Raw genomic sequence first — 17,918 nt, forward strand, 5'->3', positions numbered from 1 at the left:
CTGCCGCGCACGGTAGGGACGACCCCCGACAGTTCCGGGGCGCGCGGACCGCTCAGCCGCGCACCAGGCGCGTGAGGATCGCCGTCGACGGCACCGTGTAGGCCCCGCTGCGCTGCACCGACCGCACGACGGCCCCGTCGGACGTCGCCACCAGCACCGGCCGCCCCTGCGGCTCCGCGGCCACCAGCGAGCGGATGACGTCGTCGGCGATCACGCCCTTGTCGCTGAACAGCACCCGCACCCCGCGCGACCCGCGCACCGGGGCCGCCACGACGCCCGCCCCGTCGAACACGACGGTGACCTCCACGCCGGTCCGCGCGGCGAGCGCGGCGAGCTGGCCGACCAGCCGGGTGCGCTGGTCGGCCAGCGTCAGCTCCGGGTAGCCGGTCTTGCTGACGTTGTAGCCGTCGACGACGAGGTGCACGGTGGGCACCGCGAGCAGCGCGTCGAGCGCCGCCAGCCCGTCGACGGCACCGCCGCCCGCCGCCGTGCCCGCGCCCGTCACGAGGTCGCCGGGACGCGGCCCGCCCCCGCCGAGCGCCAGCTCGCGGCGCAGCCCCGCGACGGCCCCGCCGAGGGTGTCGACCAGCAGGCCCAGCCGCACCTCGTCGGCCTGGCGGGCCTCGCGCGCCGCCTGCCGGGCCGCCGCGACCTCCGCCGCCGCCCGGTCGGCCCGCCGGCGCTCCTGCTCCGCCCGGGCCCGCTCGCGGTCGGCGTCGGCCCGCGCGGTGGCCAGGTCGGCGGCCGCCGCCGCGCGCACCTCCTCGACCACGCGGTCGGCCGCCTCCCGCCCGTCGATCGCGGCCCGCAGCTTCGCCCCCTGCTCCGACACGCGCCGGCGCAGCTGCTGGTACTCGGCGTCGCGCTGCTCCCCCGCCGACCGGGCCTGCTCGCGGGCCTCGCCGAGCTCGCCGCGCAGGCGCTCCAGCTCGGTGGTCAGCTTGTCCACGCGCGAGAGCGCCGCGTCCCGCTCGGCGCGCAGCTCCCCCACGTCCCCCCGGCGCGCGGCCGCGGCCACGGCGTCGGCCGCCGCGGCGTCGCCGACCAGCACCGCGGCGGCCGCGGCCGTCAGCGCGTCGTCGGAGGCCGGGGCGAGCTCGCCGGGCCGGTGCTCGTCCCACCAGGCGACGACGGCGGTGCGGAACACCGTGGACGAGGCCAGCTCGGCCAGCAGCGCGGGGCCGCCGAGCTTCGCGCGCTTGGCCGGGGTGAACCGGGCCAGCCGGCGCAGCGGGACGGGCACCTCGGTGGCCGGCAGCCCGCCGACCGCGGCGGCCGCGACGTCGGCGAGCCTGCCCCGCACGGCGTCGGGCAGGCGCGACCAGTCCACGGGGTCCCCCCCGTCGGCTGCTGGCGTCCCGGACATCGCACCAGGTTATCCGCGCCGGGCCGGGGAGACCGCCACCGCGGCGCCGGGACGCCGGATCGGGGCCGGCCGATTCTGTCGGGGGGCCCGGCTAGCGTCCCGCGCCGTGACCGCTCCCCCCGTGTCGCCTCGCCCGTCGCCGCACGTCCAGCTCTCCTTCGACGAGCTGGGCACGCCCCTGCGCGAGGTCACGTTCGTGGTGCTCGACCTGGAGACCACCGGCGGGTCGGCCGCACAGCACGCGATCACCGAGATCGGGGCGGTGAAGGTCCGCGGCGGCGAGCGGATCGGCGAGCTGTCCACGCTGGTCGACGCGGGGGTCGGCATCCCGCCGGGGATCGTCGCGCTCACCGGGATCACCACGGCGATGATCCAGGCCGCCCCGCCGGTCGACGCCGTGCTGCCCGCGCTGCTGGAGTTCCTGCGCGGCGCGGTGCTGGTGGCCCACAACGCCCCGTTCGACACCGGGTTCCTGCGCGCGGCGTGCGAGCGCCACGGGCACGCCTGGCCGCGGCCCCCGGTCCTGTGCACCGCGCGCCTGGCCCGGGCGGTGCTGCCCCGCGAGGAGGCCCCGAGCGTGCGGCTGGGCGCGCTCGCGCAGCTGTTCGGCACCGTCACCACGCCCAACCACCGGGCCCCCGACGACGCGGCCGCCACCGTCGAGGTGCTGCACCACCTGCTCGAACGCATCGGCAACCTCGGCGTGCAGAGCCTGGAGGAGCTGCTCGCGCTGGCGAAGGACTCCGCGCCGCACCGGCCCACCACCGGGCAGCGGCGCAAGCGCACGCTCGCGCGCGGGGTCCCCTCGGCGCCGGGGGTGTACCTGTTCCGCGGCCCGCGCGACGAGGTGCTCTACGTCGGCACGAGCGGCGACCTGGCCCGCCGCGTCCGCAGCTACTTCACCGCCGGGGAGCGCAGGCGGCGGGTGCGCGACATGGTGGCGCTGGCCGAGCGCGTCGACACCGTCGTGTGCGCCCACTCCCTGGAGGCGGCGGTGCGCGAGCTGCGCCTGATCGCCGCGCACCGGCCCCGGTACAACCGCCGCTCGCGCAACCCGCAGCGCGGCTGGTGGGTGACCGCCACCGTGGAGCCGTTCCCGCGGCTGTCGGTCGTCACCGCTCCCCGCGACGGCGCGCTGGGCCCGTTCACCTCGCGCGGGGCGGCCACCGCGGCGGTGGAGACGCTGCTCGACGCCGTCCCGCTCCGCTCGTGCACGCCCCGGATCGCGCTGCGCCCCACCGGCACGCCCTGCGTCCTGCACGAGATGGGGCGCTGCGCCGCGCCGTGCGCCGGCCTGCAGTCGGTGGCCGAGTACGCCCCCGCCGTCGACGCGCTGGCCGACCTGGTCGACGGCCGCGACGACTCGCCGCTGCGCCGCCTCGCCGACGCCGTCGAGGCGCTGGCGGCCCGCGAGCGGTTCGAGGACGCCGCCGCGCGCCGCGACCGGCTGGCCGCCCTGATCCTCGCGCTGGCCCGCACGCAGCGCCTCGCCGCGCTGGCCCGGGTCTCCGAGCTGGTCGGGGCCCGGCCCGACGGGCGCGGCGGCTGGGAGGTCGCGGTGCTGCGCCACGGGCGGCTCGCCGCGGCCGGGGTCGCGCCGCGCGGGACGGCCCCCATGCCCGTGATCGACGCCCTGCGCCTGGGCGCGCAGACCGTCCTCACCGGCCCCGGGCCGCTGCGCGGCGCCCCGCACGAGGAGGTGCGGCTGCTGCACCGCTGGCTCGCCACCGGCGGCACCCGGCTGGTGCACAGCGAGCCCACCTGGTCCGAGCCGGCGCGCGGCGCCCCGTCGTGGGCGGCCTGGGCCGAGCGCGCCCGCCCGCTGGAGCTGCCCGACTGACGGCGACTACCGTCCGGGGCACCCCGCCGCCGACCCCCAGGAGCCCGCCCGTGATCACCGCGATCGTCATGGTGCACACCGCCGCCGACCGCATCCCGGAGACGGCGCAGGCCATCGCCGACCTCGACGGGGTCAGCGAGGTCTACTCCTGCGCGGGCGACGTCGACCTCATCGCGGTCGTGAAGGTCGCCCAGCACGACCAGCTCGCCGACGTCATCGCCGGGCGGCTCAGCAAGGTCGACGGGGTGCGGCGCACCGACACCCACATCGCCTTCCGCTCCTACTCCCGCGCCGACACCGAGTCGACCTTCTCCGCCGGCCTGGACTGAGGCTCAGGCCCGCAGGGCGGTCGAGACCCGGGCCCACTCGGCGAGCAGGCGCTCCCCCGCCCCCGAGTCGATCGCCTCGGCCACCCGCGGCAGGGCCGCGCGCAGGTCGTCGACGAGCGACGGGCCGGGGCCGTCGAAGGCCACCAGCGCCGCGGCGGAGTTGAGCAGCACCGCATCGCGCACCGGGCCGGTCGCCCCGGCCAGCAGGTCGCGGAACACCCCGGCGTTGACCGACGCGTCGCCGCCGCGGAGGTCCGCGTGGGTGGCGCGGGCGATGCCGAGGTCGGCGGGGTCGAGCGTCTCCACCCGCACCGTGCCGTCCGCGACGACCCGCACCGTCGACGTGGTGGCGGTGGTGAGCTCGTCGAGGCCGTCGTCGCCGCGCACGACCAGCGCGGACGCCCCGCGCGCCGCGAGGACGTCGGCGATCACCGGCGGCATCGTCGGGAAGGCGCACCCGATCAGCGACGCGGCGGGCTGGGCCGGGTTGGTCAGCGGGCCGAGCACGTTCATCGCGGTGGGCACGCCGAGCTCCCGGCGGGTGACGGCGGTGTGGCGCATCGCGGGGTGGAACACCGGCGCGAAGCAGAACCCGATCCCCACCTGCGCGACGCACCGCGCCACGGCCTCGGCGGGCAGGTCGATGGCGACGCCGAGCGCCTCCAGCACGTCGGCCGTGCCGCTGGCCGAGGACGCCGCCCGGCCCCCGTGCTTGACGACGGGCGCGCCGGCCGCGGCCACCACCACCGCCGACATCGACGAGATGTTGACGGTGTGGGCCTGGTCACCCCCGGTGCCCACGACGTCGAGGGCCCGGACGGGGACGGTGAACCGGCTCGCGTGCGCGAGCATCGTCTCCGCGAGCCCGCCGATCTCGGCGGCCGTCTCGCCCTTGGCCCGCAGCGCGACCAGGAAGCCGGCGAGCTGGGAGGGTGTGGCCTCGGCGGACAGGACGCGGTCCATCACCCAGGCGGTGTCGCCCGCGTCGAGGTCCTCGCCCCGGATGAGGCTCCCCAGCAGCGCGGGCCAGGTCCGCAGATCAGCCACCGGGAGGCTCAGCCCCGCGAGGGGGCGGACAGCTCGCCGGCCTGGGACCGGCGCAGCACGTCGGCCACCGTCTCGGCGGCGGTGATCGGGTCGAGCGGGTGCACGAGCACGGCGTCGGCCTGCGACCAGGTGGCCAGCCACCGGTCGTCGCGGCGGCGGACCGTCACGATGATCGGCGGGCAGTCGACGATCTCGTTCTTCAGCTGCCGCGAGACGCCCATGCCGCCGGTGGGCTGGGCCTCGCCGTCGAGGATGGCGAGGTCGACGCCCCCGGCGTCGGCGGCCGCCAGCACCTCGGCGATGCCGCTCGCCTCCAGGAACGTGACGCGGCCGAGATCGGGCGCCGGGCGCCTGCCGACGGCGTTGACGATGGCCTCCCGGACCTCGGGCCGGTGGCTGAGCACCAGCACGGTCAGGGCCTCACGGGCGACGGGGCTGTTCACGCGCGGAACTCTAGACCGCGCGGTGGCGGCGGTGTTCGAGAACCCGTTGGGTCCCCGACAGGCTGTAGAAGTTGGTCTGGGGTCATAATGCCCGAGTGACGACAGCGGCTCCCAACATCAGCGCGCGGATCCACTCGCTGAACCGGCCCAACCTGGTCAGCGTCGGCACGATCGTCTGGCTGTCCAGCGAGCTGATGTTCTTCGCCGGGCTCTTCGCGATCTACTTCACCGCGCGCGCACAGCACGAGGGCGAATGGCCCCCTGCCCCGACCGAACTCAACGTGCCCTACGCGCTGGCGGTGACGATCGTCCTGGTGGCGTCGTCGTTCACCTGCCAGTTCGGGGTCTTCGCCGCCGAGCGGGGTGACGTCTTCGGCCTGCGGCGCTGGTACCTGCTGACGCTGGCGATGGGCGCGTTCTTCGTGCTCGGCCAGGCGTACGAGTACAGCGTGCTGGTGCTCGAGCACGACACCACGCTCGCCTCGAGCGCGTACGGCACCGTCTTCTACATGGCGACGGGCTTCCACGCCCTGCACGTCATCGGCGGGCTGGTCGCGTTCGTGTACCTGCTCATCCGCACGAAGCTGAGCAAGTTCACCCCGCAGCAGGCCACCGCCGCGATCGTCGTGTCGTACTACTGGCACTTCGTCGACGTGGTGTGGGTCGGCCTCTTCGCCGTCATCTACTTCATCCGCTGAGATGGCCGACGCGGAGATGCCTGACACCGACATGCCGGAACTACCCGAGGGCGCATCGATGACCACCACACCGAGAACGCGCGGGGCGCGCAGCCGGTTCCGGCGCCGCCTCGCGGGAGCGATGGCGCTGGGCATCGGCCTGCTGTCGGCCGGCGCGCTGTACACCGTCGGCGCCCCGGCGCCGCAGGTCGCGCACGCCCAGGAGGCCGACGCGGCGCTGCTGGCGCAGGGCGAGGAGCTCTACAACAACGCCTGCATCACCTGCCACGGGTCGAACCTGCAGGGCGTCACCGACCGCGGGCCCAGCCTGATCGGCGTCGGCGACGCGGCCACCTACTTCCAGGTCTCCACGGGCCGCATGCCGCTGGCGCGCCAGGAGGCCCAGGCCATCCGCAAGCCCCCGCGCCCGGAGTTCGACCCGGAGACCGAGCAGGGCCAGGCCAACCTCGACGCGCTGGGTGCGTTCATCCAGGCCAACGGCGGCGGTCCGGTCCGGCCCGAGGCCACCGGCGAGGCGCTGCGCGGGGAGGACCCGGCCCGCGGTGGCGAGCTGTTCCGCCTCAACTGCGCGTCCTGCCACAACTTCACCGGCCGCGGCGGGGCCCTGTCCTCGGGCAAGTTCGCCCCGACGCTGGACCCGGCCACCGAGACCGTCATCTACACGGCGATGCTCTCCGGCCCGCAGAACATGCCGAAGTTCTCCGACCGGCAGCTCACGCCGGAGGAGAAGGCCGACATCATCGCCTACGTCAAGTCCGTGTCCGGCGACGTCGCGAACCCCGGCGGTGCCGGTCTCGGCGGCATCGGCCCGGTATCGGAGGGCCTCATCGCCTTCATCGTCGGCCTCGCCGGGCTGATCGGATTCGCTCTGTGGCTGGGAGCCAAGTCATGACCCTCTCCGAACAGGACCACTCGGGCGGGGTCCGCCGCCCCACCCCGGCCGAGCTCGACGAGATGACGCCGGACCAGATCGCCACGCTCGCGGCGAACCTCGACGACGTCGAGATCGTCCACAACGCGCGCAAGTTCCCGATCCCGGGCACGCGGGCGGAGAAGCGGGCCGAGCGGGCCGTGGCCCTCTGGTTCATCATCTCCGCGCTGTCCGGCCTGGCCTTCCTCGCGGCGTTCATCTTCTGGCCCTACGAGTACGTCCCGCCGTCGGACCCCGGTTACGGCGTCTACGTGCTCTACACCCCCGTCATCGGGGGCACGTTCGGCCTCGCGGTGCTGGCGCTGGGCATCGGCGTCATCTCCTACGTCAAGAAGTTCTTCCCCGACGAGGTGTCGGTGCAGCAGCGCCACGACGGCATCTCCGACGAGGTCGACCGCCGCACCGTGGTGGCCCAGCTGGCCAAGGCCGGCCAGGACACCGGGATCGGGCGCCGCAAGCTGATCACCCGCGCGGCGGGCGGCGCGGCGGGCGTGTTCGGGCTCGGGCTGGGCATCGCCGCGGTCGCCCCGCTGGTCCGCAACCCGTGGGCGGGCGGCGACGAGGCGGCCCTGTGGACCACCGGGTGGCGCGCCGTCGACGGCGAGACCGTCTACCTGCGCCGCGACACCGGCATCCCGGACGAGATCTCCCTGGTCCGCCCCGAGGACCAGGAGCCCGGCTCGATGGAGACGGTGTTCCCGTTCCGCGAGTCCGAGCGCGGCGACGAGGAGGCCCTGCTGCGCGCCCTGCGCCGCTCGGACAACCCCGTCATGCTCATCCGCCTGCGCCCGGGCACCGAGACGATCAAGCGCGCGGGCCAGGAGGACTGGAACTACGGCGACTTCTACGCCTACTCCAAGCTCTGCACGCACCTGGGCTGCCCGACCTCGCTGTACGAGACCCAGAGCCAGCGCATCCTGTGCCCGTGCCACCAGAGCCAGTTCCTGGCCACGGAGTACGCGAAGCCCGTCTTCGGTCCGGCCAGCAGGTCGTTGCCGCAGTTGGCGATTACAGTGAACGACGAGGGGTACTTCGTCGCCACCCGTGACATGGAACCCGTCGGACCGGCCTTCTGGGAGCGGAGATCATGAGCTCGATCACGACGCCGACAACGTCCGGCGGGGGCGCCAACGCCCTGGTCGCCGGGGCCCTGGACGGGGTCGACCAGCGCTACCACCCCGCAGCCGGCATGCGGAAGCAGTTCAACAAGGTCTTCCCGACGCACTGGTCGTTCATGCTCGGTGAGGTCGCGCTCTACAGCTTCATCGTGCTGCTGCTGTCCGGCACGTACCTGGCGCTGTTCTACGACCCCTCGATGGCCGAGGTCACCTACAACGGGGTCTTCGACAACCTCCGCGGCGTGCACATGACCCGCGCGTACGAGAGCACCCTGCACATCTCCTTCGAGGTGCGCGGCGGGCTGTTCGTCCGGCAGGTCCACCACTGGGCCGCGCTGCTGTTCATGGCGGCGATGGTCGCCCACATGTTCCGCACCTACTTCACCGGCGCGTTCCGCAAGCCGCGTGAGGCCAACTGGGTCATCGGCATCCTGCTGATCTTCATCGGCACGTTCGAGGGCTTCACCGGCTACTCGCTGCCCGACGACCTGCTCTCGGGCACCGGCCTCCGCATCGCCTCGGGCATCACGCTGTCGGTGCCGGTCATGGGCACGTGGACGCACTGGGCGCTGTTCGGTGGGGAGTTCCCGGGCACGGAGATCATCCCGCGGCTCTACATCATCCACGTGCTGTTGCTGCCGGGCATCCTGCTCGCGCTGATCGCGGTGCACGTGGGGCTGGTCTGGTACCAGAAGCACACCCAGTTCCCCGGCCCGGGCCGCACCGAGAAGAACGTCGTCGGCGTCCGGATCCTGCCGGCCTTCGCGGCCAAGGGCGGCGCGTTCTTCGCGGTGTTCGTCGGCGTCGTCGGCCTGATGGGCGGGTTGCTGCAGATCAACCCGATCTGGAACCTCGGCCCGTACAACCCGTCGCAGATCTCCGCGGGCTCCCAGCCCGACTTCTACATGGGCTGGTCCGACGGGATGGCCCGGCTGTGGCCCGCGTGGGAGATCTACCTGGGCAACTACACGGTCCCGGCGGTCTTCTTCCCGACCGCGGTGTTCCTGCCGATGATCTTCGTGCTGGCCGGGGCGTACCCGTGGATCGAGGCGCGGTTCACCAAGGACAGGGCGCTGCACAACCTGCTGCAGCGTCCGCGCGACGTCCCGGTCCGCACCTCGCTCGGCGCGATGGCGATCATGTTCTACATGGTCCTGCTGATCAGCTCGGCCAACGACTGGTTCGCCTTCTTCTTCGACGTGTCGCTCAACGCCACGACGTGGATGGGCCGGATCGGCCTGCTGATCCTGCCGCCCATCACCTACTGGGCCACCTACCGCATCTGCCTGGGCCTGCAGAAGGGCGACCGCGCGGTGCTGGAGCACGGCATCGAGACCGGCATCATCAAGCGGCTGCCGCACGGTGAGTTCATCGAGGTGCACCAGCCCCTCGCCGGGGTCGACGCCCACGGGCACCCGATCCCGCTCGCCTACCAGGGCGCCCCGGTGCCCAAGCGGATGAACCAGCTCGGCATGGGCGGCAAGCCCGTCGCCGGCTCGATGCTCACGCCCGACCCGCGCGAGGAGACCCTCGCCCTGGAGAAGGCGCGTGCCGAGGAGGCCGCGGCCGAGGCGGCCGTGCACGGCGGTCACTCCGGTGACGACGAGCGCGTGGCCCGCACGGGCCGCAAGGAGCTCGCGGGCAGCCCCGACGGGGGCCGTCCGAAGGACCCCGAGGACTGACCCGCCGCTCGCACGAACGGAAGGCCCCGCCGGATCTCCGGCGGGGCCTTCCGCGTTCCCTCAGACCCGCGTCCGCCGCAGGGACCACACCGCCCCGGCCAGCACCGCGGCGAACAGCGCCAGGTAGGCGTAGGGCCACAGCGAGATCGCACCGGTGGCCGGGACCGGGCCGACGTCGGGCCCGGGCAGCCGCGTGATCACCGCGAGCGTGGCGAGCAGGACCCCGCCCAGCCCGACGGCGGCGGCCCGCTCCCCCGCCGACGCCCGGCGGGCCAGCAGCACGACCAGCGGCACCACCCACACCCAGTGGTGCGACCAGGCGAACGGGGCGGCCGCCGCGGACCCCAGCCCGACGAGCGTGCCGGCCGCCAGGTCGTCGCCCCGGCGGTGCAGGCACGCCGCGACGGCGAGCGTGAGCAGGGCCAGCAGCGCGGCCGGCACCAGGTCGGGCAGGCCCGCCCGGGCCAGGAGGCCGGCGAGCGCGTGGTTGCTGGGCCCGGCGACGTCGGAGATCCGCCCCGCGGAGGCGAACGTGCCCCGCAGCCAGTACTCCACCGAGTCGGCCGGGGCCACCACGAACCCCAGCGCCCCGGCCGCGGCGAACGTGCCGAGCGCGGTGGCCGCCGCCCGGATGCGGCCGGTGAGCAGCAGGTGCGCGACGAACAGCAGCGGGGTGAGCTTCAGCGCCGCCGCCAGCCCGATCCCGACGCCGCGCCACCGGCTGCCCGGCCGCCCGAACAGGTCGCAGGCGACGACTGCGAGCAGCACCAGGTTGATCTGGCCGAGGTAGAGCGTGGTGCGGACCGGGTCGAGCCAGGTCGCGAGCGCCACCACCGCCATGAGGAGCGGCCCGGCCGCCCCGCAGCGCCGCACCACGACGGCGAGCAGCACCAGCCCCAGCAGCGTCCAGCCGGCCGCGAGGACGGGCGGCGGCAGCCAGACCAGCGGCACGAACACGAGAGCGGCGAACGGCGGGTACACGAACGGGAGGTCCAGCAGCACGCCCCCGCCGTAGAGCGGGCGTCCGGCGAGCACGGACTCCCCGCCCGCGCGGTAGACCTGCAGGTCGATGAGCAGGGTGTGGGCCTGCGGCCAGATCGCGAGCACGACGGCGTGGCCCAGCACCGCCGCCACGACGACGGCCGCGGCCGACCGGGCGTTCATGATCCCCACCGTAGGGGGAGGGCGGGTGGCCGCGACCACACGGACGCGCTAGTGTCCTCCCCATGCACATCGCACCCCTCGCCCTCGACGCGGCCGTACCGCCGCGCGTCGGCTGAGCCAGGTCGCCGGCGCGCAGCTCCCCCTCGTCTCCGAGGCCTGGCTCGGGTTCCCGACTCCCCTCGGACCCTGGAGCTCGACATGACCGTTCTGGACCACTCCCCCCGCACCACCTGGACGCCCCGCATCCCGCGTCGCCACGAGATCGTCACGACCGGCGGCATCGAGGGCGTCCTGCGCGTCGGTGACGCGCTGCGCGCCGGCGGCTACCCCGTCCGCGACTTCGCCGCCGACGTCCGTGACGGCGTCCCGTACAGCTCCGTCACCTGCACCGTCTCGCTGACCCGGGCCGAGGAGGCGTCGTTCGCCGACCGCCTCTGCACGCTGCTCGGCGTCGTCTCCGTGGAGCCCTGCTAGCCGGTCACGTTCTCCCGCAGCCGGTCGAGCAGGCCCGCCGGCACGGCGGTGTCGGCGTCGTCGAGGCCGGTGCGCAGGCGGGCGTCGAACGCCACCGCGGCGTCGCGCAGGCGCAGGAACGCGGCCCGCCCCTCCCCGGTCAGCTCCACGACGTGCACGCGGCGGGTCGCGGCGGCGGGTGAGCAGGCCGTCGCGCTCCATCGCGTCGAGGTGGTCGGTGAGCGTGGCGCCCTCGGTGCCGGCGGCCGCAGGGAGCGCCCGCTGGTCGGCGACGGGAGGTGCAGGCCGGTCGGGGGGACGGGGGAAGCCGGCACCGCCGGATCCTCTCCCCGTCCCACCGTTCGACGTCCCACGTTCCCGGACCGTCAGAGGATCTCCGGGCGCACGTCGAGCGTGGTGCGGTCGAGGCTCTCCAGCAGCGCGAACTGCGGGCCGGTGCGGGGGAGCTCGTGGCGCAGGAAGTAGCGGGCGGCGGCGCGCTTGCCGTCGGCGAAGTCGCCCTCGCGCTCCCCCACCGCCACCAGCTGCTCCAGCCAGATCCAGGCGACGACGACGTGCCCGACCGCCTCCAGGTAGGTCGAGGAGTTGGCCAGCGTGACGGCCGGGTCGTCGGCGGCCCACAGCGCGGCGGTGACCTCCGCGGTGCGGGTGGCGGCGGCCCCGACGGCGTCGGCCTCGGCGGTGAGCCCCGCGGCGCGGGCCCGCTCGACGCCCGCGCCGATCGTGTCGAGCAGCAGCCGCAGGCCGGCCCCGTCGTGCAGCACGACCTTGCGGCCGAGCAGGTCGAGGCCCTGGATGCCGTGCGTGCCCTCGTGGATCATGTTGAGCCGGTTGTCGCGCCAGAACTGCTCCACCGCGTACTCGCGGGTGTAGCCGTAGCCGCCGTGCACCTGGATCGCGAGGTCGTTGGCCGCGAGGCACCACTGCGACGGCCAGCTCTTGGCGATCGGGGTGAGCGTGTCGAGCAGCAGGTGCGCGCGGGCCCGGTCCTTCTCGGTCGCCGCCGTCCGCTCGTCGTCGAGCAGGCGGGCGCAGTAGAGGATCAGTGCGACCGCGCCCTCGGCGTAGGACTTCTGCGCGAGCAGCATCCGGGCGACGTCGGGGTGCTCGACGATCGTCGCGGGCCGCCCGTCGCGGCGGCCCTGCACGCGGGTGCGCGCGTAGTCCAGGGCGTGCAGGTAGCCGGTGTAGCCCAGCGCCGCCGCGTTGCCCCCGACGCCGACGCGCGCCTCGTTCATCATGTGGAACATCAGCGCGAGGCCCTTGCCCCGCTCCCCCACGAGGTACCCGACGGCCCCGGCCTCGCCGTCCGGCGTGTGCTTGCCCTCGCCGAAGTTGAGCAGCGTGTTGACGGTGCCGCGGAACCCCATCTTGTGGTTGACGCCCGCGAGCACGACGTCGTTGCGCTGCCCGTCGGGCAGGACCTTGGGCACGATGAACAGCGAGATGCCCTTCACCCCGGCCGGCCCCCCGGGGATCTTGGCCAGCACCAGGTGCACGATGTTCTCGGACAGGTCGTGGTCGCCACCGGAGATCCACATCTTGTTGCCGCGCAGGCGGTAGGTGCCGTCGTCCCGGGGCTCCGCGCGGGTGGTGATGTCGGCCAGCGACGACCCCGCCTGCGGCTCCGACAGGCACATCGTCCCGAAGAACCGGCCCTCCACCATCGGGCCCACCCACGTCTCGACCTGCTCCGGGGAGCCGTGCGCGAGCAGCAGGTTGGCGTTGGCGATCGTCAGGAACGGGTAGGCCGACGTGCCCACGTTGGCCGCCTGGAACCACAGGAAGCAGGCCTGCGCCACGGTCTGCGGCAGCTGCATCCCGCCGACCGACTCGTCCATCCCCGCCGACAGGATCCCGGTGGCGGCGAACGCCTCCAGCGCCTTCGCCACCTCGGGGATCATGTGCACGCGCTCCCCGTCGAACTCGGGCTCGGCGAGGTCGGCGGCCCGGTTGTGCGGGGCGAACTGCTCGGTGGCCACCTGCTCGGAGAGGTCCAGCACGGCGTCGAACGTCTCGCGGGAGTGCTCGGCGAACCGCTCGCGGGAGGTCAGCGCGCCGACGTCGAGCCAGTCGTGGAGCAGGAAGTCGAGGTCGCGGCGGGACAGCAGCAGAGAGCGCACGCCCCGAGGCTAACCCGCGAGTTTGCCGTGGGTGAACGTCGTGTTGTCCGTCGGCGCACGGCCGGGGCCGTGCGTCGGCCGACTCGCCGGGCGGGGATGGACGACTCGCCGGGCGCCGTCGGCAGACTCGCCGGGTGGGGGTGGCGGGGTCGGGTCAGGGTGCGCTGGCGCCGTGCGCCGCGTCGAGCATCTCCGCCAGCTCCGCGACCTTGACGCGCTCGGCGCCGCGCAGGCCGCCGCGGCGGACCTCCTCGGCGTCGAGGCGCAGCCACGACGTCCAGTCGACCGGGCGGACGCCGTGGGCGGCCAGCGCCGCCCGCAGGGCGTCGGGCTCGGGGTGGGCGGGGGCCGGGAGCGAGGGCAGGTCGGCCAGCAGCGCCGCGACCGTCTCCTGCGCGTCGCCCTTGTTCGTGCCGATGACGCCGGTCGGGCCGCGCTTGATCCAGCCCGTGACGTACGCGCCGGGCACCGGGACGCCGTCGGCGACGACCCGCCCGCCCTCGTTGGGGACGGTGCCGGTGGCCTCGTCGAACGGCAGGCCGGGGATCGGCTCGCCCGCGTAGCCGATGGCGCGCACGACCAGCCCGACGTCGAGGGTCTCCTCCTCGCCGGTGCCCACGACCCGCCCGGAGGCGTCGATCGCGGTGCGCTCCACGACGATCCCGGAGACCCGGCCGTCGCCGAGCAGCCGGACCGGGGACCGCAGGAAGCGCAGGTGGATGCGGCGCGGGGCGTCGCCGACGGGGCGGTCGACCCATTCGGTCAGCATCCCGAGGTTCTGCTTCTGCCGCCGGTCCTCCGGCTCGTCGACGCCCGCGGCGAGCAGCCCGTCGTCGTGCACCACGACCTGCGCGTCGGCAAGGTCGCCGATCTGGCGCAGCTCCGCCGGGGTGAACCGGACGTGCTGCGGGCCGCGGCGGATCAGGACGTGCACGTCGCGGACGGCGCTGGAGCGCAGCGCGTCGAGGACCGGGCCGGGGACGTCGGTGGCGGCCATCTCCTCCGCCGACTTCGCCAGCACGCGGGCGACGTCGAGCGCCACGTTGCCCGCCCCGACGACGGCGACGCCGGGGTGGTCGAGCGCCGGGTCGAGCCCGGTGAAGTCGGGGTGCCCGCAGTACCAGCTGACGAACTCCCCCGACCCGTACGAGCCCGCGAGCTCCTCCCCCGGCACGCCGAGGTCGCGGTCGAGCGAGGACCCGGTGGCGTGCACGATCGCGTGGAAGTGGGTGCGCAGCTCGTCGAGCGGGATGCCGCCCTCGCCGATCCGGACCCCGCCGAGGAACTCGACGTCGGCCGGGTCGAACGGCTTCTGCAGCACCCGGATCACCGACTTCATCTTCACGTGGTCGGGCGCCACGCCGTAGCGGACGAGGCCGTACGGCGCGGGCAGCCGGTCGAGCACCTCGATGCTCACCGGGTCCCCCGACGTCAGCAGCGCCGCCGCCGCGTAGAGCCCCGACGGGCCGGCCCCGATCACCGCGACGCGGTAGTTCACGACTCCTCCAGTGGCAGGAAGCGCGGCGCCCGCTTCTCGACGAACGACGCCACCCCCTCGCGCAGGTCCGGGCCGCCGATGAAGCGGTCGACGTGGGTGAACGAGCTCTCCAGCGCCTCCTCGTAGGTGGAGTCGGCGGCCTCGCGCAGCTGGGCGGCGATCACGGCGACGGCGCGCGGGGCGCAGTGCCGGGCCAGGTCGCGGGCGTAGGCCTGGGCGGCGGCCAGTACCTCGTCGCGCGGGACGACCCGGCTGACCAGCCCGAGCCGGTGCGCCTCGGCCGCGTCGAACACCCGGGCGGAGATCAGCAGGTCGGTGGCGTGCTCGGTGCCGATCATCCGCGTGAGCGTCCACGCGATCCCGTACTCCGCGACGAGCCCGCGGCGGGCGAACGCGGTGGTGAACCGGGCGGAGTCGGCGGCGAAGCGGACGTGGCAGAACAGCGCCTGCACCAGCCCGACGCCCGCGCAGGCCCCGTTGATCGCGGCGATCAGCGGTTTCGGGAAGTTCCGCGGCACCTCGACCGACTTGTGCGGCAGCACCGCGCCGTCCTGCGACAGGCCGTCGAGGCGGCCCATGTCGGCGCCGGGGCAGAACGTCGACCCCGCCCCGGTGACGACGACCGCCCGCACGGCCGGGTCGGCTGCGGCCGCGGTGAGGTGGCCGTAGTAGGCGTCCTCGAGGTCCTCACCCCAGCCGTTGCGCCGCTCCGGGTGGTTGAACGTCAGGGTGCGGACGCCGGCGTCGTCGGTGTCGGCCAGCACGGACTCCATGGGACGACCCTAACGGTCGAGTCCAACCGTTCGGCCGAACGAGCACCGGTAATCGTGGGGCTACCCTCCGGCGTCATGGCGCTCCCCGACGGAACGGTCCTGAGCAAGCGGGTGCTCGTCGAGCTCTCGCACGCCATCGAGCGGTTCGCGCTGGCCGCCGAACCGGGTGCCCCGCTCGTCGTCATCGCGATGTTCCAGCGCCTGTCCTACTTCCGGCGCGAGACCGACGTCTACACCGAGATCGCCGCGCGCAGCTCGGTCACCCTCGTCGGGCTCGTCGAGGACTTCCCGCCCGCGCTGCCGCCCGGCGTCCGCCACGTCCTGCTCGCCGAGGACGAGGAGCTGGCCCGCGAGTGGAGCGTCACGGTGCTCAGCCCGAACGGCGGGGCGACGCTCGTCGCGATCGACCAGGAGCGGGTCGACGCGGGCGCCCACACGCTGGAGGAGGGGCGCCGGTTCCGCGGGTACTGGTCCTTCGTCCGGGCCGACGCCTATCGCGAGGTGCTGCGGCTGCGGGCGCGGCTGACCCTGCCCGCCGAGACCGTCGAGGCCGTCGACGAGGTGCTGCACGCCGTGCTCGCCGCGCCGGAGCCGCGCCACCAGGACCGCTGGAACGTGCCGCTGCGCTTCCTGGCCGACCGCGTCGACGCCGGGGTCCGCGAGCGCGCGGGCCTGCAGAACCGGCTCGACTCGGCCGTCGGCCACCACGACGACGTCGCCGAGCGCGACCCCCGCACCGGCCTGCACACCGAGAGGTTCCTGGCCCGCTGGACCGCGGGGCTCGGCGCCGGGCTCCCCGTCGGACTGGTGCTGCTGCGGGTGCCGGGCGTGGCGGCGCTGCGCGCGAAGTACGGCCTGCGGGCCGAGCTGGCCGCGCTCACGGGCATCGCCGGCGGCGTCCAGGAGCTGCTCACCCCGACCGACCGCGTGGTGCGGCTGGGCCGGGAGGACTTCCTGCTGGTGCTGCCGTCCTGGCGCGAGGAGGACGTCCTCGGCCTGTGCGACCAGGTGTGCACCCGGGTGTCGGGCCTGGACCAGCAGTACCCGTTCGTCGCCCTGCCCGCCACGGCCGCCGCCACGGTCACGCGCGAGCGCCCGCTGCCCGTCGACCGCCTCGTCGCCCAGGTCGAGGGCGGGCGGCGGGTGAGCCTGCTCGTGTAGCGGGCTCAGGCCGGGACGCCCCGGAACGTGCGGCGGTAGTCCACCGGCGCGACGCCGACGACCCTGCGGAAGTGGTGGCGCAGCAGCGCACCGGTGCCGAACCCGCAGCGGGCCGCCACGTCGTCGACGCCGAGGGTGGTGTCCTCCAGCAGCCGCTGCGCGAGCAGCACGCGCTGCAGGGTGAGCCAGCGGTGCGGGGTGGTGCCGGTCTCGGCGACGAAGCGGCGGGCGAAGCTGCGGTCCGACATCCGGGCGCGCCGGGCCAGGTCCGACACCGAGTGCTCGTCGTCGAGGTGCTCGAGCACCCAGTCCAGCACCGGCGCGAGGCCGTCGGCGGTGCACTCCGGGATCGGCTGCTCGACGAACTGGCGCTGCCCGCCGTCGCGCTGCGGCGCCACCACCATCCGGCGCGCGATGGTGTTGACCACCGCGCTGCCCAGCTCCCGGCGCACGACGTGCAGGCAGGCGTCGATCCCGGCCGCCGTGCCGGCGCTGGTGATCACGTCGCCGTCGTCGACGTAGAGGACGTCGGGGTCGACGATCGCGCGCGGGAAGCGCTCCCGGAGCTCGTCGACGTGCAGCCAGTGCGTGGTGCACCGGCGACCGTCGAGCAGGCCGGCCGCGCCCAGCACGAACGACCCCGAGCAGACGCTGAGGACCGTCGCGCCGGCCCCGGCGGCGGCGCGCACGGCGTCGAGGACGTCCGGGGCGAACTCGCGCTCGTGGGTGGCCGCGATCGCCACGAGGTCGGCTCCGGCCAGCCCCTCCAGGCCGTGGTCGGGGGTCAGCGACGCCCCGACCCCCGTGCGCAGCGGCCGGCCCGCGACGGGCCCGCAGACCCGCAGGTCGATCGGGGGCAGGCCCTCGGCCGTGCGGTCGACGCCGAACACCTCGCAGAGCGTGGCGAACTCGAACATCGACACGGACGGCAGCACGAGCGCGGCGACGGAACGGAGCATGGCAGGATCTTATTCCTCATCGTCTCCTCTGCCACTGGTGGCGGCATCTTGCCGAGCGGAGACTTACTGCCATGACCACCGCACTCGTCGTCATCGTCCTCGTCGGCCTCGCCGTCTGGCTCTCCGCGGCCCGGCCCTCCCTGCCCCTCCCGGGGTCGTCCGTCGCCCCGGACTCCTACGACCGGGAGCGCCAGCTCGCCGAGCTGCGGGCCCTGTCCCGCTCGCGGGCCGACGTCCACCTGTGACGTCTGTCAGTCCCCGGGGCTGACCCGGCCCACTGCCGCGCCGCGGCCGGGCGCGGGACAGTACGTC

General features: G+C 74.7%; 18 protein-coding genes. 9 read left to right on the forward strand and 9 right to left on the reverse strand.

The window, feature by feature from the left end; all coding sequences use genetic code 11:
* Window positions 1-52: 52 nt before the first annotated feature.
* Entirely contained in the window at window positions 53-1,366 is a 1,314-nt protein-coding gene (locus tag H6H00_RS27695; protein WP_185718589.1) for an NYN domain-containing protein, read from the reverse strand.
* A 106-nt stretch (window positions 1,367-1,472) separates the two neighbouring features.
* Here H6H00_RS27695 and H6H00_RS27700 point away from each other — a divergent pair, with 106 nt between their 5' ends.
* Complete coding sequence (locus H6H00_RS27700) at window positions 1,473-3,206, forward strand: DEDD exonuclease domain-containing protein (RefSeq protein WP_255425402.1); 1,734 nt, start codon at window positions 1,473-1,475, stop codon at window positions 3,204-3,206.
* A 50-nt stretch (window positions 3,207-3,256) separates the two neighbouring features.
* Window positions 3,257-3,535, forward strand: a complete 279-nt coding sequence (locus H6H00_RS27705; RefSeq protein ID WP_185718590.1) for an Lrp/AsnC family transcriptional regulator — start codon at window positions 3,257-3,259, stop codon at window positions 3,533-3,535.
* A 3-nt stretch (window positions 3,536-3,538) separates the two neighbouring features.
* On the opposite strand, the gene trpD is transcribed toward H6H00_RS27705, so the two are convergent.
* Both trpD and H6H00_RS27715 read right to left on the reverse strand, forming a co-directional pair.
* Entirely contained in the window at window positions 3,539-4,582 is a 1,044-nt protein-coding gene (trpD, locus tag H6H00_RS27710) for an anthranilate phosphoribosyltransferase (RefSeq protein WP_185718591.1), read from the reverse strand.
* An 8-nt stretch (window positions 4,583-4,590) separates the two neighbouring features.
* Window positions 4,591-5,025, reverse strand: a complete 435-nt coding sequence (locus H6H00_RS27715; protein WP_185718592.1) for a hypothetical protein — start codon at window positions 5,023-5,025, stop codon at window positions 4,591-4,593.
* Between the two features lie 95 nt (window positions 5,026-5,120).
* Here H6H00_RS27715 and ctaE point away from each other — a divergent pair, with 95 nt between their 5' ends.
* Genes ctaE through qcrB form a run of 4 tightly spaced genes read left to right on the forward strand, consistent with a single transcriptional unit; the run spans window position 5,121 to window position 9,454 of the window.
* Window positions 5,121-5,723, forward strand: a complete 603-nt coding sequence (gene ctaE / locus H6H00_RS27720) for an aa3-type cytochrome oxidase subunit III (RefSeq protein WP_185718593.1) — start codon at window positions 5,121-5,123, stop codon at window positions 5,721-5,723.
* 58 nt (window positions 5,724-5,781) lie between these two features.
* Window positions 5,782-6,615 (forward strand): cytochrome bc1 complex diheme cytochrome c subunit, encoded by an 834-nt coding sequence (gene qcrC / locus H6H00_RS27725; RefSeq protein WP_185718594.1) that lies wholly within the window; start codon window positions 5,782-5,784, stop codon window positions 6,613-6,615.
* A complete protein-coding gene (gene qcrA, locus H6H00_RS27730; protein WP_185718595.1) occupies window positions 6,612-7,745 on the forward strand; it encodes a cytochrome bc1 complex Rieske iron-sulfur subunit in 1,134 nt (377 codons plus the stop codon). The genes qcrC and qcrA overlap by 4 nt, the downstream gene beginning before the upstream one ends.
* Window positions 7,742-9,454, forward strand: a complete 1,713-nt coding sequence (gene qcrB / locus H6H00_RS27735) for a cytochrome bc1 complex cytochrome b subunit (protein ID WP_185718596.1) — start codon at window positions 7,742-7,744, stop codon at window positions 9,452-9,454. Before qcrA ends, qcrB begins: the two co-directional genes overlap by 4 nt.
* A gap of 60 nt (window positions 9,455-9,514) precedes the next feature.
* On the opposite strand, the gene H6H00_RS27740 is transcribed toward qcrB, so the two are convergent.
* Window positions 9,515-10,618, reverse strand: a complete 1,104-nt coding sequence (locus tag H6H00_RS27740; protein WP_185718597.1) for a glycosyltransferase 87 family protein — start codon at window positions 10,616-10,618, stop codon at window positions 9,515-9,517.
* A gap of 198 nt (window positions 10,619-10,816) precedes the next feature.
* Here H6H00_RS27740 and H6H00_RS27745 point away from each other — a divergent pair, with 198 nt between their 5' ends.
* The gene (locus H6H00_RS27745; protein ID WP_185718598.1) at window positions 10,817-11,092 is read left to right on the forward strand and encodes a hypothetical protein; all 276 of its coding nucleotides are present in this window, start codon (window positions 10,817-10,819) and stop codon (window positions 11,090-11,092) included.
* Here H6H00_RS27745 and H6H00_RS33030 read toward each other — a convergent pair.
* From H6H00_RS33030 to H6H00_RS27765, 4 genes are all read right to left on the reverse strand, one after another.
* The gene (locus H6H00_RS33030; protein ID WP_185718599.1) at window positions 11,089-11,241 is read right to left on the reverse strand and encodes a hypothetical protein; all 153 of its coding nucleotides are present in this window, start codon (window positions 11,239-11,241) and stop codon (window positions 11,089-11,091) included. The two genes, H6H00_RS27745 and H6H00_RS33030, sit on opposite strands and share 4 nt — an antisense overlap.
* A 216-nt stretch (window positions 11,242-11,457) precedes the next feature.
* Window positions 11,458-13,215, reverse strand: coding sequence for an acyl-CoA dehydrogenase (locus H6H00_RS27755; protein WP_185718600.1), 1,758 nt, complete (start codon window positions 13,213-13,215; stop codon window positions 11,458-11,460).
* Window positions 13,216-13,369: 154 nt separating this feature from the next.
* Complete coding sequence (locus H6H00_RS27760) at window positions 13,370-14,713, reverse strand: FAD-dependent oxidoreductase (protein ID WP_185718601.1); 1,344 nt, start codon at window positions 14,711-14,713, stop codon at window positions 13,370-13,372.
* Complete coding sequence (locus H6H00_RS27765) at window positions 14,710-15,486, reverse strand: enoyl-CoA hydratase-related protein (RefSeq protein ID WP_185718602.1); 777 nt, start codon at window positions 15,484-15,486, stop codon at window positions 14,710-14,712. The genes H6H00_RS27760 and H6H00_RS27765 overlap by 4 nt, the downstream gene beginning before the upstream one ends.
* Window positions 15,487-15,561: 75 nt before the next feature.
* Here H6H00_RS27765 and H6H00_RS27770 point away from each other — a divergent pair, with 75 nt between their 5' ends.
* Entirely contained in the window at window positions 15,562-16,647 is a 1,086-nt protein-coding gene (locus H6H00_RS27770) for a DICT sensory domain-containing protein (RefSeq protein ID WP_185718603.1), read from the forward strand.
* Between the two features lie 5 nt (window positions 16,648-16,652).
* Here H6H00_RS27770 and H6H00_RS27775 read toward each other — a convergent pair whose 3' ends face one another.
* On the reverse strand, window positions 16,653-17,606 hold the full coding sequence (locus tag H6H00_RS27775; protein WP_185718604.1) for a GlxA family transcriptional regulator: 954 nt from the start codon (window positions 17,604-17,606) through the stop codon (window positions 16,653-16,655).
* 71 nt (window positions 17,607-17,677) lie between these two features.
* Between H6H00_RS27775 and H6H00_RS27780 the strand changes: the two genes are divergently transcribed.
* Window positions 17,678-17,851 (forward strand): hypothetical protein, encoded by a 174-nt coding sequence (locus H6H00_RS27780; RefSeq protein WP_185718605.1) that lies wholly within the window; start codon window positions 17,678-17,680, stop codon window positions 17,849-17,851.
* Window positions 17,852-17,918 lie beyond the last annotated feature (67 nt).

The sequence above is a fragment of the Pseudonocardia petroleophila genome (assembly GCF_014235185.1).
GTDB classification, from domain to species: domain Bacteria; phylum Actinomycetota; class Actinomycetes; order Mycobacteriales; family Pseudonocardiaceae; genus Pseudonocardia; species Pseudonocardia petroleophila.